The 24,060-nt window shown below is 49.4% G+C and carries 15 protein-coding genes; 9 read left to right on the forward strand and 6 right to left on the reverse strand.

Features of this window, described 5'->3' with window-relative positions; genetic code table 11:
• Positions 1-122 precede the first annotated feature (122 nt).
• The 9 genes from AC1XTG_RS20020 to AC1XTG_RS20060 all read left to right on the forward strand — a co-directional run bounded on the left by AC1XTG_RS20020 (position 123) and on the right by AC1XTG_RS20060 (position 14,455).
• The gene (locus tag AC1XTG_RS20020; RefSeq protein ID WP_484843168.1) at positions 123-3,509 is read left to right on the forward strand and encodes a SusC/RagA family TonB-linked outer membrane protein; all 3,387 of its coding nucleotides are present in this window, start codon (positions 123-125) and stop codon (positions 3,507-3,509) included.
• 4 nt (positions 3,510-3,513) lie between these two features.
• Positions 3,514-5,091, forward strand: coding sequence for a RagB/SusD family nutrient uptake outer membrane protein (locus tag AC1XTG_RS20025; protein ID WP_484843169.1), 1,578 nt, complete (start codon positions 3,514-3,516; stop codon positions 5,089-5,091).
• 157 nt (positions 5,092-5,248) lie between these two features.
• Positions 5,249-6,190 carry a dihydrodipicolinate synthase family protein gene (locus tag AC1XTG_RS20030; RefSeq protein WP_484843170.1) on the forward strand — a complete coding sequence of 314 codons (942 nt, stop codon included), beginning with the start codon at positions 5,249-5,251 and terminating at the stop codon, positions 6,188-6,190.
• 47 nt (positions 6,191-6,237) lie between these two features.
• Positions 6,238-8,841 carry a sodium:solute symporter family protein gene (locus tag AC1XTG_RS20035; RefSeq protein ID WP_484843171.1) on the forward strand — a complete coding sequence of 868 codons (2,604 nt, stop codon included), beginning with the start codon at positions 6,238-6,240 and terminating at the stop codon, positions 8,839-8,841.
• The gene (locus AC1XTG_RS20040; protein ID WP_484843172.1) at positions 8,838-10,370 is read left to right on the forward strand and encodes a sialate O-acetylesterase; all 1,533 of its coding nucleotides are present in this window, start codon (positions 8,838-8,840) and stop codon (positions 10,368-10,370) included. Before AC1XTG_RS20035 ends, AC1XTG_RS20040 begins: the two co-directional genes overlap by 4 nt.
• Before the next feature lie 6 nt (positions 10,371-10,376).
• Entirely contained in the window at positions 10,377-11,603 is a 1,227-nt protein-coding gene (locus AC1XTG_RS20045) for an AGE family epimerase/isomerase (protein ID WP_484843173.1), read from the forward strand.
• Positions 11,604-11,605: 2 nt separating this feature from the next.
• Positions 11,606-12,766: a sialidase family protein gene (locus AC1XTG_RS20050; RefSeq protein WP_082489187.1), complete on the forward strand. Its 1,161-nt coding sequence runs from the start codon at positions 11,606-11,608 to the stop codon at positions 12,764-12,766.
• A 60-nt stretch (positions 12,767-12,826) separates the two neighbouring features.
• The gene (locus AC1XTG_RS20055) at positions 12,827-13,765 is read left to right on the forward strand and encodes a glycerophosphodiester phosphodiesterase family protein (protein ID WP_484843174.1); all 939 of its coding nucleotides are present in this window, start codon (positions 12,827-12,829) and stop codon (positions 13,763-13,765) included.
• A 150-nt stretch (positions 13,766-13,915) separates the two neighbouring features.
• Positions 13,916-14,455 carry a YceI family protein gene (locus tag AC1XTG_RS20060; protein ID WP_484843175.1) on the forward strand — a complete coding sequence of 180 codons (540 nt, stop codon included), beginning with the start codon at positions 13,916-13,918 and terminating at the stop codon, positions 14,453-14,455.
• An 89-nt stretch (positions 14,456-14,544) separates the two neighbouring features.
• On the opposite strand, the gene AC1XTG_RS20065 is transcribed toward AC1XTG_RS20060, so the two are convergent.
• From AC1XTG_RS20065 to AC1XTG_RS20090, 6 genes are all read right to left on the reverse strand, one after another.
• The gene (locus AC1XTG_RS20065; protein ID WP_484843176.1) at positions 14,545-16,293 is read right to left on the reverse strand and encodes a DUF6528 family protein; all 1,749 of its coding nucleotides are present in this window, start codon (positions 16,291-16,293) and stop codon (positions 14,545-14,547) included.
• Positions 16,294-16,306: 13 nt separating this feature from the next.
• The gene (locus AC1XTG_RS20070) at positions 16,307-17,860 is read right to left on the reverse strand and encodes a RagB/SusD family nutrient uptake outer membrane protein (RefSeq protein WP_484843177.1); all 1,554 of its coding nucleotides are present in this window, start codon (positions 17,858-17,860) and stop codon (positions 16,307-16,309) included.
• Positions 17,861-17,880: 20 nt separating this feature from the next.
• Positions 17,881-21,255 (reverse strand): TonB-dependent receptor, encoded by a 3,375-nt coding sequence (locus AC1XTG_RS20075; RefSeq protein WP_484843178.1) that lies wholly within the window; start codon positions 21,253-21,255, stop codon positions 17,881-17,883.
• Between the two features lie 306 nt (positions 21,256-21,561).
• Positions 21,562-22,566, reverse strand: coding sequence for a FecR family protein (locus AC1XTG_RS20080; protein WP_484843179.1), 1,005 nt, complete (start codon positions 22,564-22,566; stop codon positions 21,562-21,564).
• A 12-nt stretch (positions 22,567-22,578) separates the two neighbouring features.
• Positions 22,579-23,136 (reverse strand): RNA polymerase sigma factor, encoded by a 558-nt coding sequence (locus tag AC1XTG_RS20085; RefSeq protein WP_484843180.1) that lies wholly within the window; start codon positions 23,134-23,136, stop codon positions 22,579-22,581.
• A gap of 237 nt (positions 23,137-23,373) precedes the next feature.
• The gene (locus tag AC1XTG_RS20090) at positions 23,374-24,051 is read right to left on the reverse strand and encodes a VTT domain-containing protein (protein ID WP_056284375.1); all 678 of its coding nucleotides are present in this window, start codon (positions 24,049-24,051) and stop codon (positions 23,374-23,376) included.
• Between the last annotated feature and the right edge of the window lie 9 nt (positions 24,052-24,060).

Genomic DNA, 24,060 nt, shown 5'->3' on the forward strand with positions numbered 1-24,060 from the left:
ATTTTTTAACTATCAATTTACCATCATAAAAAATAATTTTCACAAGATGCTTGGAATCAACGTCGCCAACACTTTACCTTTATTATGTCATACATAATACAAATCCTAAAACTTAACCTTTTATGAAATTTAACATTACACGCCTGAAAGTGCTTCTGAGCCTGGCCGGGGTTTGCCTGGCGATGGCCCTGCAAGCGCAGTCGGGCAGGTTACTCACCGGCAAGGTGGTTTCCGAGGACGACAAGCAACCGCTTCCGAACGTCACGGTTTTGCTCAAAGGAAAAAGCGTTGCCACAGAAACTTCGGTGGACGGCGATTATTCGATCCAGGTGAGCGGCGGCGATGTGGTGCAGTTCAGAATGGTAGGTTACGTGATCCATGAAGTGCCCGTGGGCGCGGCTGCGACGCTTGATATTTTTCTTAAACCAGATGTTTCTTCATTGAATGAAGTCGTGGTGACGGGTTATGGATCCGCCAGCCGGACCAAGATTACTTCCTCCATAGCCAAGCTGGACGCCAAGGTTTTGGAAACGGGCATGCGCTCCAATCCGGCGCAGGCATTGGTCGGAACCATTGCAGGTGTGCGGGTCTCCACTTCCACAGGCCGTCCGGGATCTGTGGCAACGATCACCTTACGCGGCGGGACCAACTTCGATGGCAGCGGAAGTCCGCTGATCGTGGTCGACGGCCAGGTCCGCGGGTCATTAAGCGACATTAACCCGGATGACATTGAAAGTATGGAAGTGTTGAAGGATGCTTCTGCCACAGCCATTTACGGCGCGCGCGCCAGCAACGGTGTGGTGCTGATCACTTCTAAAAGAGGTAAGGCCGGTTCTTCTTCTATTACATTCAAATCCAAAACCGGGATCAACTTCCTGAATGTGCCTTACGATTATCTCAATGCAGAAGATTACATCAAATGGACGCGGATGGGCGTGGTGGAAGCCATCAAGAATGGTGTAACCACTTCATCGTTGCTCAGCGGCGTTGGCCCGCGCGGTACAGGCAACTTATATAAGGATGCAAACGGCAATATTCTCGACGGAAACTACGATTCGCGCGCGATATGGAGCACAATGAGACTCACCGACCAGAACCGTGAGTTGCTAAGTGCAAATGACGGCTGGAAAACGATGAAAGATCCGATCAAAACCAACGAAGCAGGCGCTTACGATCCCAACGGCACCAATGCAGATCTGATTTACAAAGGCTTCAATTACGGCGATTATGCATTCAAATCACCCGCTATTTCGCAGGATTACAACATTGGGATGAATGGCGGGAATGAAAAAGGGGGTTATTATGCCAATTTGGGATATTACAATGAAGACGGGCTTTCGCTGGGCACATTCTATCGCCGGTTAACCTTTACATTGAATGGCGATTACAAGATCAAAAGCTGGCTGAAATCGGAGAGCAGTCTGGCATTTGCAAAGGCCAACTGGCGGGATCAGTCGCTGCAAAATGGCGAGGCAAACTACTGGGGCAGAATGCTTTCTGCGCCACCGACCATGCGTGGAACGAATGCAAATGGAGCGCTTATCCTCGGCCGCGATGCCAACGACGGCAATCCCAGCCTGAACCTGGACAAGTACAAAAGAAGAAACCAGTCCGACAAATTCACGCTCGGGCAAGCATTCAAGGTGGATTTCAGCGATGACTTGTTTTTGCGTGTGGGCGGGATATTAATGTACGACGAGGCCGAAGCCGAATCTTTCAACCGCGACTTCCGGATCGGAATCATGAGCGCGACCAATCCGAACACAGGCTGGAACCGGGACAGGGCATCATCCGCAGGCTTCGATCGCACCATTCGTCAGACTTACAATGCCATTTTGAACTACAAAAAATCATTTCTCGGCAAAAGCTACATCGACGCCATGGCTGGATTTGAATATTACGACGAAGCCACGCGTGGTTTCTCCGCAGCCGGAAGGCTCGCGCCCACAGACGATTTCCAGGATCTCGGCCTGACGATCAACGACGCCAACACGCGCACCATCGATTCCTACCACACGCAGGAGCGCATTATCTCGGGTTTTGCCAGATTGAATTACGATTATGACGGCAAATATCTGGCTTCGTTTACAGTAAGACGTGACGGATATTCAAGGCTGATCGGCGATAATCAATTTGGCACTTTCCCGGCACTCTCTGCGGGCTGGCTTGTGCATAAGGAGGAATTCATGGCGTCTACCCAGCAATGGCTTTCCTTCTTGAAACTGCGTGCGAGTTATGGTAAAAATGGCAACATTGGCATTGGTACAAATAATGGAATCGGTGTTTACGAGTTACAGGGTGCTTACAGTTCGCAAATTCCCTACAATGGCAGCATTGGATTTTTGCAAACCGGCGTAGCCAATCCGAACCTTAAATGGGAGAAAAGCAACACGGTGGAAGCGGGTGTGGAAATGGGATTTTTCAATAACCGGATTACCACCAACATTGGCGTTTACAACCGCGTGACTACGGACAAAATTGCCAGCGTATTGCTGCCGACATCCGCAGGTGTTACCAGCATTCGTACCAACAACGGGAGCATGCGCAACCGCGGCGTGGAGCTGGAAGGCGTTTTCAAGGCTGTTCAGAAACAAGATTTCACTGTGCAGATTGGTGCGAATGCGGCCTATAACAAGAATCTGGTGCTGAAACTGCCCTTTAATGGCAATGCGAATAACCGTCAGGGCGGACAGCGCATTTACGATCCGCGGTCAGGCAATGTGATCTGGGCGGGTGGATTGCAGGAAGGGCAGGAGCCGGGTGAAATTTTTGGTTACGTGAGCGACGGCATCATCCGCACAGGTGAAGATCTGGACAAATACAATAAAATAGACATTGCCGCTGGCGAAGTGCAATATGGTGCATCAGCCGGAAAACGGGTTGCCAGTAATGCACTGATCAATTCAAAAAACCTGAACCGGGCCACTTACATCTCCACGCAACTGGGCGATATGATGTGGAAAGATCTCGATCAGAACGACACCATCGACACGCGCGACATGGTTTCACTGGGGCGGACGATTCCAAGATGGACGGGCGGTTTCAACACGACGATCCGCTGGAAAAACCTCTCGCTGTTCGCAAGGATGGACTTTGCATTGGGACATAAACAAATGGATTTCCAGCAAATGTGGTCGCTGGGCAGCTTCCAGGGCGAATTCAATGCAACCGAAATGGTAAAAGAAACCTGGACACCCGAAAACCCAAACGCAAAATATCCGCGCTATACCTGGGCGGATCAGTTGAATTCCAAGAATTTCGACCGGCCGAGCAGCATGTTCTGGGTAAACTCGTCTTACCTCGCTTTCCGCGAAGTTTCCCTGAGCTACACCGTTCCCTCGTCGTTGTTGCAGCGGGCCAAGATCGCCGGATTAACATTTACTGCCACGGGTCAGAACCTGGGCTATGTGACCAACAAAATGCTGAGCCTACCTGAGCGCACCGGCTCGCAAAACAGCGCTTATACTATTCCTACCACCCTTATTATCGGAGCCAACTTCACTTTTTGACATGATGAAAAAGATCAGAATTTACATCTGCTGGGCACTGCTGTCAGTGCTGGGCAGCTCCTGCCAGGATGCGCTTGAACTTGTTCCGCAGGATTATTTCGGGGACAGCAATTTTTGGCAGAACGAATCGCAGGTTAGCAATTTTATGGTGGGCTTGCACAAGCAATTCCGCGATAACCAGTTTCAGTTTTTGCGCCTGGGCGAGTTGCGCGGTGGAAATTACAGCACGGTAGACCGCCAGGCCACGTCCCTGAATGAGCTTCCGGTGATCGAGCAGCGGCTCGAAGAAACGTCTTCGGGCGTGAGCAACTGGGCGGGATTTTACGGGCCTATTTTGCAGATTAACCTGTTTATCCAAAAAGTGGAAGCAATCAGTTTCCTGCCTGAAACGCGTAAAAGTTACCTTTTGGGTCAGGCTTATGCCATGCGCGCTTACTACTATTTCCATTTGCTGAGAACTTACGGCGGCGTGCCGCTGGTGCTGGAAGCCGATGTTTTGAATGGAACCACCGATGCCGTGCTTTTGCGGAAAGCCCGTGCGGCCGAGGCCGATGTGCTGGCGGCGGTGAAGGCCGATGTAAACAAGTCTATCTCGCTTTTTGGCGCGCATGCTGCGGTTACTGATAAAAGTCAATGGTCGCCGAATGCGGCTTTGATGCTGAAAGGAGAGGTTTTTCTGTGGTCTGCCAAAGTGTATGGCGCAACAGCCGATCTGGCGGAAGCCAAAACTGGATTGAATGCAGTGACAGGCAGCGCGTTACTGCCCAATTTTGCCAATGTTTTTGCCTATAACCAGAAGAACAACAACGAGATCATTTTCGCGATCCGTTTCCGGGTGGGAGAGGCTGAAATGAATGGCGTGGCGGCTTACACTTACTCGACTTTCAATTTCAACGGGCTGCATTATAAGGATTCAACGGCGAGTGCAGGAGTAGGGAATTTCCTCGTGGACCCGCTCGTACTGGCCGCGCCTAATTCGCAGCAGGTGATCCAGCGGTATGCTTACACCTTCGAGCTCTTCCAGTCTTACGATATGACAGACAGCAGGCGTAATGCGACTTTTTATGATTATTACAAAGTAAACACGGACGTAAAACCCTATGTAACTACGATCAGGAACACTGCTTTGGTCAAATTCCTGGGAACGATTGATGCCAACAAGCGCTATTTTTCCGATGACTGGCCCGTTTACCGCGAAGCCGACCGCCTCTTAATGCTGGCCGAAATCACGAATGCAGAAGGCGGCGATCCCACACAATACATTCAGCCCGTGCGTGACCGCGCGTTTGCGCCTGCGAAAGATCCGAAGCCATTTAAGAATGCAGGGAAAGATGCCAACGAGCTGGCGATTTTCGAGGAGCGCACCAAAGAATTTGTACACGAAGGAAAGCGCTGGTACGACCTGCGCCGGATGAAGTATGGGGCTGAACCACTTATATTTAGGAGTGCAAACCATCCTTATGGAGTCTTGGACAAAACCACCCAGGCTTACCGAATTCTGTGGCCGATCGAGGCTGCCATCTGGACCAATGATCCGCTCGTGGCACAGACGCCGGGTTACACCACTGCAAGACCTAACTGATTTTGCCCGTAATGTCCTCTGAGTGCGTTACGCTCGGTTCAAAAATGCTCATTTACAACAGTAAACTCCGCTTTTTGAACCTTCGCAAGCCTTCTCAGAGAACATTCCGAATAAAATCAAATACATAGAGAGCTTTACATTTCAATATTTAAGATCAATGAATTTACATTTGAAAGGCCTCATTGCCGCTCCGTTTACACCCATGCGCGCCGACGGCAGCCTTAACCTGGATTTGATCCCGGCCTATTATCAATTTTTAAAACAAAACGGCATCAACGGCGCATTCATCTGCGGCTCCACGGGCGAAGGCGTTTCGATGACCGTTTCCGAGAAAAAGCAGGTGGCCGAGGCGTGGGCAGATTGCGCCGGCGACGATAAGAATTTCACCATTATGCCGCTGCTGGGCGGAACCTGCCTTGCAGATTGCATTGACCTGGCCAAACATGCCCAACAGATCGGATTGGATGCGGTTTCGTTTACGAGCCCGTTTTACTTTAAACCCGCTAATGTGGAAATGCTGGCCGAATGCATTATCGCCATTGCGGAGCGGGTGCCAGAGATGCCGTTCTACTACTACCACATTCCCGTGCTTACGGGCGTCGGTTTTCCCATGTTCGATTTGCTGAAAGCGATTGACGGGCGGATTCCAAATTTCGCGGGCATCAAGTATACGCATGAGGATTTCATGGACTTTCAATCTTGTCTGAATTTCCAAAATGGCAAATATGATATGCTCTGGGGACGCGATGAAAACATGCTTTCTGCGCTGGCCGTGGGTGCGAAAGGCGCAGTAGGGAGCACATTCAACTACGCCGCGCCACTGTATCATGCGCTGATCGAGGCATTTGAACAAAATGATATGGCCAAAGCGGGCGCGTTGCAGCAGCAGTCGATTGATATGATCCGCCTTTTGGGCAAATACGGTGGGATTTCCGTTGGTAAGGCTTATATGAAGGTTGTTGGGATGGATTGTGGTACATTTCGCCTGCCGGTAAAAAACATGAGCGAGGCGCAGTTTGACGCATTCCAATCGGACGTTGCCGCGCTGGATTTTGATACATTTAAATCAGGCCAGGCGATGGCCAAAACCACTCATTGATGCAGCGCCAGATTTCTTTTCTCTGTTTTCTACTTTGCTTACATTTTATGTGGTCACCAACCCTGCATGCCCAGGATCAAAAGGCGAATGAGATCGTGTGGACGGAATTAACCAACCTGCCGCCCGCATCCGACGGCCAAAAACAGCTGGGCGTAGCCGGTGCATTCACTGGCGTGCACAATGGTGTACTCATCGTGGGCGGCGGTGCAAATTTCCCCAATGGTATGCCCTGGGAAGGCGGCAAAAAGGTGTACCGTGATGAGATTTATGTCTTGCAGAAAAAGCAGGATGTATACGAATGGATCGCTGCCAACACAGCTCATTTGCCCGTTAAAACGGCTTACGGAGCCAGCGCGACTGTCGCGGACGGCATTGTTTGTCTCGGCGGAGAGCAGGAGAATGGCGTTAGCAACAAGGCATTTTTAATGCAATGGAATGCTGTAAAAAAAGAAATAATTTCTAAACCCTTACCGGATATGCCGGTTGCGCTGGCCAATGCCGGCGCGACCAGCATTGGTAACGTCATTTATGTGGCAGGCGGGGAAAATAATGGCAAGCCGTCCAGCCAGTTTTTTGCATTAAACCTCTCGGATGCTGCGCCGAAGTGGGAAATCCTGCCCGCATTGCCGGTTGCCATGTCGCATTCGGTGGTGGTGACGCAGCACAATGGCAAGCAGCCGCAAGTGTATGTGCTGGGCGGAAGAAGCGCGACGGCGAGTGGGATCAGTGATTTGCATAGCAGCAACTTTACGTTTGATCCGGCCATAAAAACGTGGCGGAAACTGGCCGATATCAGTGATGGAAAGCAGGTTACCACCTGGTCGGCCGGGACGGGCGTGGCCAGCGGCGCTTCCTACATCCTGCTCATCGGCGGGGACAAAGGCAATGTGTTTCACCAGATCGAAACATTCAATGCGCAGATTGCAAAAGCGGAAACCGCAGCATTGAAACAAAAACTGCAAACTGAAAAAGTAGCGCTGCTGACTTCCCATGAAGGTTTCAGCAAAGACATTTATTTATACAACACCATTACTAACGCCTGGACGACCCTCGATGCGCTGCCGGGTCCGGCGCAGGTCACGACCACTGCCGTGAAATGGGACAACGACATTTTCATCCCCAGCGGCGAAATCCGCCCCGGCACGCGCACACCCATCATTACCAAAGGCAGCATTAAGCACAAGCCATTCTTTTCCTGGATCGACTCGGCCGTTTTGGGCATTTGTTTCCTGTTGATGACGGCCGGACGATTCCTTTTTACCGGCAAGACCAGCAACACCGACGACTATTTCAAAGGCGGCGAGCGCATTCCGCAGTGGGCTGCGGGCATCAGCATTTTCGGGGCGAAACTCAGTGCGATCACATTCATGGGCATTCCAGCGAAAACGTACGGGACCGACTGGACGTACTTTTTCCTGCTTATGACTATCATTATGGTGATGCCGCTGGTGGCCCGTTATTTCATCCCGTTTTACAGAAGGCTGCACGTGACGTCGGCATATGAATACCTGGGTAAGCGCTTCAATTACGGTTCGCGCGTGATGGCCTCCTCACTTTACGTGCTGCTCCAAATCGGCCGGATGGGCATCGTGGTGCTGCTTCCGAGCATTGCGCTGACGTTGGTAACAGGCATCGACATCAACATTTGCATTATCATGATCGGCGCGATCAGCATTTTCTTCACCGTCAAAGGCGGCATTGAGGCTGTGATCTGGGTGGAAGTGATCCAGGTTCTGATCCTGGCAACCGGTGCATTGTTTTGTCTGTTTTACCTGCCGTTTCACATCACCGACTGGGATGCAGGCTTCAAGGCATTGGACAACGCCGATAAATTAAAGGTCTTCGATTTCCGTTTCGATTTCACCGAACCCACATTCTGGGTGGTGGTTATCGGCGGGCTGGCTATCAACTTACTGACATACGGGACAGACCAAACCACCGTACAACGTTACCTGACGACCAAATCCGAAAAAGAATCGATCAAAAGTCTGAAACTCGGCGCGTGGCTCACATTGCCTTCGACATTGGTTTTCTTCTCGATCGGGACTTTGCTGTTTTTGTTTTTCCGCGAGCATCCGCAGGAGGTTAATATGGCTTTGAGTGATCAGGACAACATATTTCCGTGGTATATCGTGAGCCAGCTTCCGGCAGGATTGTCGGGGTTGCTTATTGCAGGCATTTTTGCCGCAGCAATGAGCAGCACAGAGGCGAGCATGAACTCCACGGCCACATTGCTGACCACCGATTTTTACCAAAAATTCAAACCCGAAGTCACACCGAAACAAACGCTGTTTTTTGCCAGAACCACCACATTGTTACTCGGCATTTTCGTGACCTGCATTGCGCTCTACATGGCGCATAAGGGCGTTTCTTCGCTCTGGGATAAGTTTAACACCATTCTTGGCTTGTTCACAGGCTGCATCGGCGGCGCATTTATCCTCGGCATTTTTACCAAAAAAGCCAGTGGAAACGGCGTGATGATCGGCATGGCGATCAGCTGCTTCACGCAGATCCTGATCCAGCATTATACCAGCATTCATTTACTGATGTACGCCTTCACCGGCCTGGTAAGCTGCGTGGTTTTTGGTTATTTATTTAGTTTAATAATGCCTGCAAATCGTGATTTGAAAGGGTTAACAATGTACGAATGATGGTCAGGTTCCTGTTTTTGCTGCTGCTGAATGTGCTCACCTTTGATTTTTCCAAAGCCCAAAATGGCGTGGATAGCAAGCTTGCATTGGCCCCGGTTTTCTCGGATCACATGGTTTTGCAAAGAAACAAGCCCATTAAAATCTATGGAAAAGCGGCTGGTGGGAGCGATGTTACGGTTCAGTTTTTGGGTCAAACGATCAGAGCAAAAGCGGATCAATCCGGGAAATGGAATGTGGTTTTTCCGGCTGTGAAAGAGGGTAGTCCGTATGTGATTTCCGTTGCTGTAAATGAGCAGAAAATCAATGTAAATGATGTGCATGTTGGCGATGTGTGGCTTTGTTCGGGACAATCGAACATGGATTTTGCCTTGCGGGATGCGCAAACCGGGCCAGACGAATTGCAGGCGGATCAGTTTAATTCGGATATGCGATTGCTGAAACTAGGGGGCGCTGTTTCGACTGGTGATGTGGCCTGGGATTCCGTAGCATTGCAGAAAGTTGACAGGTTTGAATTCTTCTCAGGCAACTGGAAAACGCTCGATAAAGCATCTGCCGCCTCGTTTTCAGCGATTGCTTATTATTTTGGTAAACAAATAAAAAAAGAAACCAATGTGCCCATCGGCCTCATCCAGGTCGCATTGGGCGGCTCTCCGACAGAGTCCTGGATCGACCGCGCACTGTTGGAAAAAGATCCGCAATTCGCTGGCATGCTCGGTGACTGGTCGCATTCCGACCTGGTTATGGACTGGTGCCGCGAGCGTGCCGCCAAAAACATGAGTAATGCCCAATCCAAATATCAAAAGCACCCTTACCAGCCCGGTTACAGTTTCCAGGCAGGCATCGCGCCGCTCACCGGTTTCCCGATTACGGGCGTGATCTGGTATCAGGGCGAAAGCAATGTGTTCAATGTGCCGCTGCACGAGCAGCTTTTTACGATGCTGGTCAAAAGCTGGCGCGAAAAGTGGAATGATACATTTCCATTTTATTATGTCCAATTATCCAGCATAGAACGACCCTACTGGCCCGAATTCCGGGATTCGCAACGAAAGCTGTTGACTAAAATTCCAAATTCCGGCATGGCGGTCAGCTACGACTTTGGTGACTCACTAAATGTGCATCCGACCCGCAAAAAGGAAGTAGGGGAGCGGCTGGCATTACTGGCGCTTCGGGACCATTATCATAAGCCTATAATTGCCAATGGTCCGATTCCCGAAAAAGCCACATTGAAAAACGGATCAATACGGATTCAGTTTTTAAATCAAAAAACAACATTATCTCAAAATAAAGCTTTACCAAAACAGAAGCTTTCAACCAAAAACAATGCGCCGCTGACCGGCTTTGAACTGGTAACCGAGAGCGGCAAACGGATGCTGGCCAATGCCAGGATCGAAGCGGACGCAGTGATCATTACTATTCCGACTGGCGAGCAGGTTAAGAATGTTTTATACGCCTATCAGCCATTCACACGCGCAAATCTTTATAATGAGGCGGGTTTGCCTGCTTCGACTTTTTCAATAGCAGTAAAATAAAAAGCAATGCATTACACAAAATCAGAACTGGAAAACCTTGGGGATTTTTACAAAAATCAGCTGCTGAACGACACGTTGCCGTTCTGGTTCCCGAGGTCGCTGGATAAGGAGTTTGGCGGATATCTTTTAATGCGTGATCACGACGGAACATTGATCGACGACGACAAGGCTGTCTGGATCCAGGGCCGCACGGCGTGGCTGCTGGCGACATTATACAACACCGTGGAGCCGAGGCAAGAATGGCTGGAAGCCGCGAAATCAGGGATTGATTTTTTAAATAAACATTGTTTTGACACCGACGGACGCATGTTTTTTCATATGACGCGTGAAGGTGAGCCCATTCGCAAACGCCGCTATTTCTTCTCCGAAACATTCGCCGTCATCGCCAATGCAGCCTACGCAAAAGCCAGCGGCGACCCCGAAGCCGCCGAAAAAGCACGTTATCTCTTTGGCAAATGCATTGAATACGCAACCACTCCGGGACTGCTCGAACCGAAGTTCACATCCACCCGCCCCACCAAGGGAATCGGTGTGCCGATGATCCTGATGAACACCGCCCAGCAGCTCCGCGAAACCATCGGTGATCCGCGTTGTGATGCATTAATCGACCAGTTTATTGAAGAAATAGAAAGGGATTTTGTCAAAGACGATATCCAATGCGTGATGGAGCAAGTGGCGCCGGATGGCAGCATTATCGACCACATTGATGGCCGCACGCTGAATCCGGGACACGCGATCGAAGGGGCGTGGTTTATTTTACACGAAGCCAAATACCGCAACAACGATCCTAGCCTGATCGCGCTGGGCTGCAAAATGCTCGATTATATGTGGGAGCGGGGATGGGATAAGGAGTTTGGCGGCATTTATTATTTCAGGGATGTTTATGGCAAGCCGGTGCAGGAATACTGGCAGGATATGAAGTTCTGGTGGCCTCATAATGAAGTAATCATCGCCACGCTGCTGGCTTATACGCTCACGCAGGATAAAAAATACGCCAAATGGCACACCTTGGTGCACGACTGGGCTTATACCCATTTCCACGACCAGGAACATGGCGAATGGTTTGGTTACCTGCACCGCGACGGAAGCGTGGCGCAAACGGCCAAAGGCAATTTGTTCAAAGGCCCATTCCACCTGCCGCGACAGGAATGGTATTGCGCGCAGCTGATGCAGGAATTGGTCGGAAAGGAAGCAGCGAAAAACATCGTGGAAACTGAAAAACAGAACTTTTGAATATGAAAATGATAAAATTCACCCTCATCGCATTGTTGATCTGCCAGTTCGCCGTCCAGGCGCAGAGGCCCGTATTTGTGTCGGGCGCGGAAGGTTATAAATCATTCCGAATCCCTGCCATTGTAAGCGCGCCGAATGGTGACCTGCTTGCATTTGCAGAGGGCCGCGTGGCCGGAAGTGGTGATTTTGGTGATATTGACATTGTGATGAAACGCAGCAAGGATAAAGGCAAAACGTGGTCGGCGTCGCAAGTGGTGGCGGGTTACGATAAGCTGCAAGCCGGAAATCCGGCCCCGGTGTTCGACCTGAGCGATCCGGCTTTTCCGAAAGGGCGATTGTTTTTGTTTTACAATACCGGTAACAACCACGAAGGCGAAGTAAGGAAGGGAAAAGGACTGCGCGAGGTCTGGTATATCACCTCAACCGATGCCGGCGCTACCTGGACAGAACCTGTGAACATTACCACGCAGGTCCACAAACCCAACATGCCGGACGTGAATGCGGCTTATCATTTCAGCGAAGATTGGAGGAGTTATGCCAACACGCCCGGGCACGGCATGCAGCTTACCGAAGGTCCGTATAAAGGAAGGATCTACATTGCCGCCAACCATTCTGCGGGAGATCCAAAGCCCAAAAGTGCAGATTACCAGGCACATGGCTTTTACAGCGACGATCACGGCAAGACATTTAAACTGAGCGAAACCATTTCTTTTGAAGGCTCCAACGAAGCTACGACGGCAGAAATTTCAGGTGGAAGGGTCATGTTCAATGCCAGAAACCAGCACGGCGATGTGCGTGCGCGCATTGTGGCGGTGAGCAGTGATGGTGGTGTGAAATGGGATACTACTTATTTTGACCACAACCTGCCGGATCCCGTATGCGAAGGAAGCATTCTGACCATTGGCAAAAACAAAAAACAAAACATCCTCGCATTCTCCAACGCTGCCGACACCAAAAACCGTGATAACCTCACATTAAGGATCAGTTTCGATGATGGAAAAACATGGACGAAACAGTATGTAGTGGATAAAAGCAACGCCGGTGAAAGGGACTTTACTGCGTACTCTGATCTTGTAAAAACAGGAAAAAAGACGATCGGAGTGCTTTATGAACGGGACGGTTATAAATCGATTGTATACAAAGAGATAACCTGGGGTAAGTAGGTTAGCTGTTTTTATGCAAAATCGAGGACAAGCCAAACCCCTGATTTTAACAAAACATATATGCAAACGCGACCCATTTACGGCCTGATTTTAGCAGGTATGCTGACGTTCAGCGGTAGTTTTTCAGTCTGTGCACAGGATAAGTTGAATGTGATCAAATCCGGCAGTGCGAAGGAAATGCATGCTTTTTTCAAATATACAGGCAACGACAGGCTGCTGATTGCGGGACATCGCGGTGGTATGGTGAAGGGATTTCCTGAAAATTCGATTGCTACTTTTGAAAATACGCTGAAACATACGCCGGCATTTTTCGAGATCGATCCGCGGCTGACCAAGGATAGCGTGATCGTTTTGATGCACGACGCCACGCTGGACCGCACCACGACCGGAACGGGAAACCTGAAAGATTACACTTATGAAGAACTGAAAAAGTTCAGGCTGAAAGATGCCGAAGGTAATGTGACCAACTTTCAGATCCCGACCTTAGCGGAGGTCATTGAATGGGCGCGGGGGAAAACAATCCTGAACCTGGACCGCAAAGACGTGCCTTTGAAAATGACGGCTGACCTGATCCGTAAACACAAAGCCGACGCCTTCGTCATGCTCACAGTGCACAATCCCGCAGAGGCAAGGTTCTACCTCGATGATAACAAGGACCGCATGTTTTCCGCATTTGTCACGAACAAAAAGCAGTTTGACGAATACGAGCAGGCGGGCATTCCTTTTACCCAAATGATCGCCTATATCGGTCCGCGTGTGAAGCCCGACAACCAGGAGCTTTACACCATGCTCCACAAAAAAGGCACCATGTGCATGATATCGGCGGCTTCCTCTTACGACAAGCTCAAAAGCGCCGAGGAAAGAAAGGCTGCGTACATCTCCATTGTGAAAGACGGCGCGTCCATACTTGAAACGGACCTGCCGATCGAGGTCGCAGAAACCTTGGACGATCTCATCAAAAAGGATACGCCCAAGAAGAAATTTTTCGGAAGAAAATAGCGGCTGGTTGAGAGCTTCGCATCGGTGCACTATACCAGAGGTTACTACTAACCTTTGGTATACTACTATATAATGAATAGTTACAAGATCTATGTTTGTGCTGCCAATCAGAAATGGTTCAATGATCAGTATAAACATAACTCTTGCACAATGTCAAAAATAGTTTGGAATGTAGATCCCATGCATTCGGAAGTTCTGTTCAAGGTAAAACACCTTGTTATCTCAACAGTAACAGGATCATTCAAATCCTTCAACGGCCAAGCCGTTACCGACGGAGATGATTTCGGGAATGCAGAAATTGAATTCACGATCGATGTAAACAGCGTGGATACAGGGCAGCCTGCGCGTGATGAGCATTTGAAGAACAGCGACTTCTTCGAGGCAGAAACTTATCCGCAGTTCAACTTCAAATCCACCTCATTTACCAAAATCAAAGCCGATTTATACAAACTGAAAGGTAACCTGACGATGAAAGGTATTACCAAAGAAGTGGAATTGGAAGCAGAATATGGCGGCACCGTAAGGGACCCCTGGGGCAATACGAAGGTAGGGTTTGAAGTGACGGGGGTGATTGACCGCAAAGACTTCAATGTTACATTCAACTCAGTGACTGAAACTGGGGGCCTGGCTTTGGGTGAAAACATCAGGATCATCGCCAATATCCAGCTCGCCAAGCAGGTAGCTGCCTGAGTTGTGTACAAAAAAGGCTCCGACTTTTGCATCGGAGCCTTTCTAATTTCTTAAAACGTACTAACCCAGTTTGCCGGACACCAGAATCCTCACTGATAAAACCACCGGGCTTTATATACCTTCATATCCGGGAATGCTAAGCTGCGTTCGGGAGCAAGGAAACGTACGTGATAAGTCCACCAGCTTTTTTCCGGGATTGTGAAAATGTACTGGCCGGAGCGGTCCCGGTTCAGGCTCTTGATATTTTCAGCATCGGGAAATCCTTTGATCTTCGTGAACTGATGATCGTTCTGGTTGAAAATCCATGCGCCGGTATGTTCGGTTACGAACAGGGTATTTTCATCCGAAGTAAGGCCCAGTTCATGCCCGCCTTCACCGGGGATCTTCCAATGCGCTTTCAGGGCAAGACTGTTACCATTCAATTTATACTCCCGCAAAACATCAAAGCCCAATGCGAAAAGGCTTTCCCTTTTGGCATCCCACACAACACCGTGCGCTGAATACAGGCTGTCTGTAAAGAGCGGCTGATTGGGTTTGTTGAGATCGAAAAGCATGATCTTGTTTCCTTTGGCATGCGTGGAAGCCGCAGCTGCCAGCCTGTTGCCGGGAAGCAGTGTAATGGAATGTGCATTGGGCACTTCCGCGAAGAAGGTAACTTTTTTATCAGCCACGTTCAGGATTGCAATCGCTCCGGACGAGGAAGAAATCAGTATTTGTTTTCCATTGTTAATGGATTTGCAATCGTCAGTCGAGTTGAACTTCCGGTTTCTGAACTCCTCGGGAAGGTCCTGGGCTTCGTGCGCATCCCAGCTCCATATTACCTGGGGAATGCTGTCGCGGGATTTGTTGTAATCGACAATCAGGATTTTGCTGTCGCCACAAACGAGGAAGGATTTAGGTGGAATGGCTTGCGCATATTCCTGATTTAGCCACGCTTTTTTCAAAGATTCGTAATTGGGTTTCAAATCTTTAAAGCTGTAATCGTTATCGGCTTTCTTGACAGCCTCGTACATGAAAGAACCCTGGTAACCCACTTCGACAAGAGCTGAAATCACTTCATTCCAGTCGATAATTCCTTTTCCGGGCAGCCAATGGCGCTCGTTTACATTATCGTAGTCGGAAATGTGAAGCATACGGATCCGCTTGTTCACTGCCCTCACAAAATCCTGGGGCGTTTCTTTCAGGAGGTGATTGGAGTCAAAACAGATGCCGATGTTGTTGATACCGTGGAGTATCTGCAGGATTTCCTTGCTCGTGTTGCCCAGGCAGGTGCGCGGGAGGCATTCGATGTTGAGCGACGCGCCTTTTTTCCGGCAGTACACTGATAACTCTTTCAGCGATTCCCGGCAAGCCGCTATTTTAGCTGTCCGCTCCGCATCTGCAATCGGCTCCGTACTCGGGTGGATCACGATCTGTTTCACCTTCATTTCCATTGCCAGGTCAATATACTCTTTGGCATTGCGCAGGATCTCCGGCCTCTTTGCGGGATCGGTTTCGGCCAGGTCGAACTTTTTCCCATAAGGAATATGTGTTGACCAGACTATCAGCCCTGCCTTTTTTGCATCCCGGTAAAAGTTCTTCACAAAAGCCAGTCGCTCCGCCGGTGTACCATTTACCAGATCCGGCTTCCAGTTAAGCTCTACGTGTTCAATGCCGCTTGCTTTCACCTCGCGTAAAGTCTCGGGTGTCAAATCCGGGAACAAGCCGGAAGCTGTGCCCAGCTTCCAGCTTTCCGGAATTTTTTTGGTACCCTGAGCAACACAAGGTTGAAAAACGTAGCCTGTCGCCAGTACAGCGAGCAGTATCAGGTATTTCAATCGTGCTATCCCTTCATTCATGGTTGTTCCGGTTTTAGTATCCAACGTTTTGTTCAAGTTTAGGATTTCTGTCGCGTTGTACATCCGGGATTGGCCACCAGTAATCGCGTTGGGCATTGAATGTGCGGGTCATGATCGGCTTGGCCTCGTAAGTAAGAACGGGCGCATTCAGTACCCTTTCGGCCGTTTTCCATCTGCGGATATCCGTATAGTACAAGCCTTCACCTGCAAATTCTACCCGGCGTTCCAGACGGATGATCTCACGCATTTCTTCTTTCGTTTTGCCTGCGCTTACAGTTGGCATTCCGGCCCTTGCGCGTATTTTGTTCACCGCGTCCAGTACCGTTGCGTCCGGAGCTGCGGAAACTTCGTTTTGCGCTTCGGCATACATGAGCAATATATCTGCGAAGCGGATCACCATATAGTTGGTCTCCGAGCGACCATCCTGAAGATTATTGGTGTTGGCCTCTTTATCATAAATGGTATACTTCTTCGTACCATATCCGGTTACCACAAACCGGGAAGGGGTAACCACCTCACCCTGGAACACATCGCCCGGATATACGATCGTCTGGTACATACGCGGGTCGCGGTTGTCGTGCGGCTTAGCTGGGTCGTACAATGGCGACTGTGATTGCGGCAGTCCGTCTTTCATCAGGTACGCATTCACAAGATCGCGCACGGGTGCATTCGTATTGTACTGGCGACCGATGAGGTCAAAAGAGTTGCCTTGCTGGGGCGCGATAAACTGCACGTCAAAGATCGACTCGCTGCTGTTTTCGTTGGCAGGAAGGAACAATGCGCGGTAGTTTGGAAAAAGGGCATAGCCGATTCCCGGAAGATCAATAACAGCTTTGGCTGCATCGGCTGCAAGCTTCCATTTAGCCACATCTCCCGACGTATTCACCAGCGGGCTCGCTTCAAAAAGCAGTATTTTTGCTTTCAAAGCCAGTGCCGCGCCCTGGGTTGCTCTGCCTTTATCCGTAGCAGCCGCATACTTCACCGGCAACGCAGCAATGGCCGCATCCAGATCTTTCATGATCTGCTGTACCACTTCCTCCCGCGAATTGCGCGGCAGTTCCGACTGGGTAGCCGGGTCTGGCTTGTCGAGGATCAAAGGCACACCACCGTAGTAGGTTGCAAGCGTGGAGTAATACAATGCTCTCAGGAAACTGGCTTCTCCCTTCATCCGGTTTCTCAATGCGGCATCCATGGACACGCCATCGATTTTTGCAAGAAGCGTGTTGCAACGTCCGATCCCACGATAAGCATCGTCCCACCTGCTGGTGATGATCGCCGAGTTGCTGGCAGTTTGGGTACCGGCTCCGATCACGTTCCAGCCTCCCGAGTTGTCGTAATTATATGCATTGGGCGTGGCCGTTTCTTCCCAGAGGGGCGTTGCGGTGCCGCCGTACATGCCTGCACTGCGTAAAACAGCGTAGCAGCCGGTCAGTCCCATGACCGCATTGGATTCGGATGTCCAGAACGTTTCTTCGGTATACCGGTCATTAGGCTGCACATTCAACATATCGTTTCCGCAGCCGGCCAGGACTAAGCTGAGCGTAAAAACGCATATTATCTTTTTCATAATGTCTTTTTAAGGTGGGATTAGAAAGTAACATTCAGACCAAAACTCACAGTCTTGAGCATGGGATAGTCGTAAAGGTTATCAGCCGTGATATTGCGTTCAGGATCAGAGTCTTTGTACTTCGAAAAAGTAAAGAAGTTCTGAACATTGGCAAACAAATTCAGCTTGCTGATCGATGCCCGCGAAACCCACTTCTCGGGAAAAGCATAATTGAGCTGAATGTTCTGCGCGCGCAGGTACGATCCGCTTCTTAGCCAGGCAGTTGAGCCCTGGTAGTTTTCCGAAGCTCCCTGCGGCGTGGTAAGGATAGGCAGCTTTGCGCCCCGGTTTTCCGGTGTCCACGAGTCAGTTGCCCATTCTTTGGTCAGTCCGGCGCCGTTGTTCACCGGATAAGCCAGGTTGGCAGTTGGGTAAATGTTGATACCCTGCACACCCTGAAAGTAGGTATTGAGGCTAAACTGTTTGTAGGTCAGGTTGATCGCAAAGCTGTAATTCCATTTCGGTATGGAAGATCCGGTGATTACGCGGTCGTCTCCGTTGATCGTACCATTGCCGTCCACATCCTTGTACTTGATATAACCCGGCTTCACCGCACTGCTCACTTTTGCGCTGTTGTTTACTTCTTCCTGTGTCTGGTAAATGCCCTCGGCCTGCAACAAATAGTAAGCGTCCAGTGCGTAACCTTCTTTCAGGATCCTTCTGCCGTTGATTACAGTCTCGCCATTCAGGTCGACGATCTTGTTTTTAACATAACTTACAGAAGGACGGATTTCATACCTGAATGCACCAATCCGGTTTCTGTGGCTCATGGTAAGTTCAAAACCTTTGTTGTCCACCACCCCGATATTGCTTTGCGGACCTGCCAATGCGCCGATCTGCGAAGGCAATGCTACCTGCCGCAATATGCCTGATGTTCTCTTCTTGAATACCTCAAATTCAGCAGAAAGCTTTCCTGACCACAACTCTGCATCAATGCCGGCATTGTAAGTGGTGGTAGTTTCCCATGAAATGTTCGGATCGTTGTAGGAAGTAGCCGCAGCACCGGGTTGCAGTACATTGCCAAACGAGTAGTCAGCGCCCAGATTAACCACATTGAGGTAGCTGTAAAGCGGTACAGCCTGGTTACCCAGCTTGCCGATAGATGCGCGGAGTTTCAGAAGATTGATAAAGTTTACGTCAAAGAAGCTTTCCTGGTCAATGCGCCAGCCGGCAGAAAGGCCGGGGAATACGCCCCAGCGGTTATTTTGACCAAAACGCGAGGAACCATCGTACCTTAAAACCGCTTCAAGCAGGTATTTTTCTTTAAAATCATAATTTGCCCGGCCGAAAAAGGAGGTAAGCTTGTCGCGTGTTACTTCGCCACCAATTACCGGATTCAATGCGCTGGCTTTTAAGTCAGTAAGCATGTTTCCCGAAAGGTTTTCTATGCTCGCATTGAACAGGCTGTTGTCAAAATCGTTATAGCTCGTTCCTACCAGGGCAGACAAGTTGTGCCCGCCTGCAAATGTTTTGTTCCAGGAAAGCGTCTGGAAGAAGTTCAGATTAAGGTTGCTTACGTTACCATTGTAGGAAACCGTCTGACCATAGTTCATTACTGCCAGCGTAAGCGGATCGTAGGTATTTACCCTTGAATTAAAGCGTCTTTCCACATTATCCAGTTTGTCGATACCCAGGTTGACACTGTACTTGATATCATACGGAAGCTGGTAATCAGCAAAAAGCTTGGCGAAAATGCGCTGCACGGTAGGTTTGCGGTAACCTTCTTTTACGAGTTTCATCGGATTTTCGATCAGGTTACGTCCGGGTGTCCTGAACACGACGTTACCATAACGGCCATCTTCCACATAGGGCGTAAAAATGGGCAGTACGCGCATCAGCGAAGTAAAATAACCGCCGGTACCATCTGCCGGCTCGGTGGATTTGCGGTAGTTGGCAATGATATTGGCTCCTACGCGCAGGCGGTTTGTTACCTGCGTAGACAGGTTCAGGTCTATCGAATAGCGTTTTGCATTATCGTTGGCGATCAGCACGCCTTTCTGGTCCATGTAACCCAGGGATAGCTTGTAAAGCGTTTTGTCAGTTCCTCCTGAAAACTGCAGATGGTGCTGGTTGAGCGAGCCATTCTTCATTACCTGGTCAAACCAGTTGATATTCGGATAAGCATACGGATTGCTGGCCATTCCATTTCTGTATTGCTCAATCTGCGCGTCCGAATAGTCCACCACGGTTTTGCCTTCGTTGCGCAGTGCCTGGTTTTTCAGTTGCATATACTGAATGGGGTCCCAGATCACGTCCGGCATCATCGTCGGGCTTTGGATACCGTGCGAGAAGTTGTAGCTGATCTTGCTTTTACCTGCTACTCCTGTTTTGGTCGTGATCAAAACAACACCGTTTGCAGCGCGGGAACCGTAAATGGCGGCCGAAGCATCTTTCAACACGGTAATCGTTTCGATATCGTTGGGATTCACCTCATTCATATCGTATTCCATTCCATTGACCAAAACCAGCGGGTTGCTGTTGTTCGTCGTACCTACACCCCTGATGCGAATGGTGGCGTTATCGGCGCCGGGACGTGACCCTGCCTGGTTTACCCAAAGTCCTGATACACCATGCAGTGCCTGACTGGCGTTGGTTACCGGGGTATTTTCCTTGGTTTTCATATCCAGCATAGAAAGCGCGCCTGTCAGGTTCACCTTCTTCTGCGTTCCATACCCCACTACTACCACTTCTTCCAGCGCTTTTGTGTCCGGTTTGAGGGTGATGTCCAGGGTAGTTTGGCTGCCGACAGCAACTTCCTGGGTCAGGTAGCCCACAAAGGAGAATACCAGCACATCGGAATCCGTCTGCGCGGAGATCTGGTATTTTCCATTTACATCGGTCGTTGTTCCCTGCTGGGTCCCTTTGAGCAGTACACTTACACCGGGCAAACCGGCGCCTGTTTCATCGGCGACGGTCCCGGTAAGCAGCCGGGCAGCGGCATTTACGGACTCAATGGTGCCCGTGGGCTTCTGAGGAAGTGCTTTCTCCTCCTTTTTCTCTGTTTTAAGTAAAATCCGGTTTTCCGAAACAGTGTAGCTGACTGCGATCGGTTTCAGAAGATCCCTTAAAATCGCATCCAGGTTTTTGTTTGTAGCATTGACATTCACTTTCTGGTTAATGTCAATCACACTGGAACTGTACACAAAACGCACATTGGTCTGACTTTCAATCGACAAAAGCACTTTTTTTAATTTAACATTCTCCAATTTCAGGGAAACAGGCCTGCTGAGTATTTCCTGTCCGGCGGCTTCGCGGGCATACGCAAATCCGCAAAAAAGCAGAATGATGAGAAATTGGTGAACTGACATTTTCATTGCTCGCCAGGCCAGGCCTGGGATCCGTAATTTTTTGTTCATAAATTGTTAAGGTCTAAGGTTTATACGACTTTAAACAGGTGCATTTCCGCTCGTAAGATGTCGTTAACAGGCGTCGGGCGGTGTACTTTCATAAGCCGGCAATGTTGGCGCATTGTCGGCTTACTTTCTTTCGGGTAATTGGAAAAGGGTTTAGGGAAGTGCTTTAATCAAGTGGGTTAAGGTGAATAAAAAATGTAAAGTTGCTCGCTTCGTGTTATTCCCGTATTAAGAAGATTTCATCAGAAGTTTAAGATTTTCAATACTGTGAATGCGGGCGCACTTGACGGGCTGTGATCAGATCCTGGTTCATTTTTCACAGCCGGTACCATTTACGAATATGGTCGTGCCGCGTATCTCGTACTCCGCATTTACCACTCCGCAAACCATTTCGAGCTGCTGGTACATGGTCAGTCCGTTTAGATCGCCCGTAAATGCGCATTCGTTCAAAACAGCATTTCCTACCAGGATTTCAACGCCATAAGCCTGCTGCATCCTGGCCAGCACATTGCGCACGGTTGCTTCATCAAACTGGAAATCCGAAACAGCTGGTTTGGGTAGTATCACTTCGGGCACATCGACGATATCCTGTCGGATGGTCTTGCTTTGAGCATCGTACAACACGCGCTGATTAGGGGTGATGATCACGCCATTCTTTTTTCTGCTGCCGCTACCGTCCGGCGCATACACAGATACCCGCCCTGATTTAACCGAAACTTCAATCGTATTGCTGCCTCTTTGCGGTTTGATCCGGAAGCTCGTGCCGAGTACTTCCGTTACCAGGTCGCCGGTGTGCACCAGAAACGGCATTTCAGTATTGCGCTTGATGTCGAAGAATGCTTCTCCGGTCAGGTAAACTGTCCGGGTCTTTTTTCCATAATTCTCTTCTGTGATGATGCTCGCATTTTCCGAGAGGATCACCACACTACCGTCTGGCAAGGTGACTTTGTGCTGAGAGCGGGCAATGTTCTTGGTCTCAATACCATGAATGGAAGTTGCCGCGGCAGGGACGCGCTCGTCATTTTGATTGATGTACCAATAGGAGAGCAGCATTGTAAAACAGGCAGCTACACCCATCCAGATCCACTTATTAATGAACCACGGCCGCCTTTCGCGGGGTGTCATATCTGATTCTATCCTGTCCCACAGCAGCCGGCCGGTTTCGGCAGCTTCGGGTTCAGCTTGAAAGGGTTGGTTGAGGTTGTTTTGGGTAAAATGGGTATCAGACCATTTTTGTAGCATCTCGATCTCCTCCGGTGAACAATTGCCTGCCAGGTACTTTTCAGAAAGGATGTTAAATTCATGATGTGTCATCAAGCCCGGATTTTAGTTGTTGGAGTGATAGTTCTGCAGGTGTTGCCGCAGCATTTTGAGAGACTTGGTAATGTGGTATTCTACGGCTTTGTCGGTAAGATCCATTTGCCGCGCGATCTTTTTGACTGGCATTTCCTCGATTTTGCTCATCCGGAAAATGGCAGCTGTTTTTTCGGGCATCTTCTGCAGTACATTTTCGATTGCTTTCGAAAGGTCTCTTACATGAAAGATTTCGTCGGAATTGGCAGACTCGAATACGTGATGCAAAAGCTGGTACTCGCGGTATTTCCGCAGGTTGATCTGGGCTTTGATGAATTTGTTGGTGAGATTCCGCGCGGCAATGAAAAGGTAAATGCGCAATTGCTGGATCTGCGCCTGCTGGCGGTTTTGCCAGAGGCTTAGCATCAGGTCATGGACGATCTCTTCGGTATCTTCTTTGGAACCAAGCTGTTGGTACACGAAACTATACAGCTGCCGCCAGTACCTTTGGTAAATAACCTTGAAGGCATCTGGATCATCGTTTTTCAATAAACATACCAACAATTCGTCGGTAAGATCTGCGTAGGGCATCAGGATCTTGATTTATTGCCTAAGGTTCGCCTCGGCAGGCAAATCCCTAAAATTTCGTCTATTTATTTTTTAAAAAGTGCTAACAACAAGCATATAGCTGTGTTTTCGGCCTGCAAAACAAAGGCGTTTCAGATTGTCCGCAAAAAAGAAATCCCTCTGCGCATCAGAAATGAGCAGAGGGACAAAGCCGCTATTCTTCCATGAAAAGCGGATAGTAATAAACAGGCTGTATGGAAATCAGATGCTCGCCGTTGTGTTCGAATTGCTGGCAACGCGGTCGCCTTTGACGAACTGCCATACCAATGGGAGCACTGACAGTGCAACGATGGCGAGTATTACTTTCTCAAAATTTTCCCTGACAATGTCAATGCTGCCCAGGAAGTAGCCTGCGAGTGTAAGTCCCACGATCCAGACGAATGCACCGATAACATTGAATTTGAAGAAAACGGCATAGTTCATTTTCCCTATCCCGGCTACAAATGGCGCCAGGGTGCGAACGATGGGAACAAAGCGGGCAATCACGATGGTAGAAGGTCCGTGTTTGTCGTAAAAACTGTTTGTGCGCGCCAGTTGCTCGGGTTTGATCAGCGCTCTGCCGAATATTCTGGTTCTTAATGCCCTTTCCCCGAAGTACTTGCCGAACATGTAGTTACAGGTATCGCCAAGTACGGCGGCTACCAAAAGCAATGCAATAATTAACCATACATTCAGGGATTCGCCGTATTTAGCCGCCATCATACCGGCAGCAAACAGCAGGGAATCGCCGGGTAAAAAAGGCATGAACACCACACCGGTTTCGATGAAGATGATCAGGAAGAGTACGATGTAAGCAAGTGCGCCATAATCCTCAACTATTTGTCCGAGATATAAATCCAGGTGTAAGAAAATGTCAATAAACTGGCTGAGGAATTCCATTTAAATGTG

The organism is Dyadobacter sp. HNCC25DJ183, assembly GCF_056895175.1.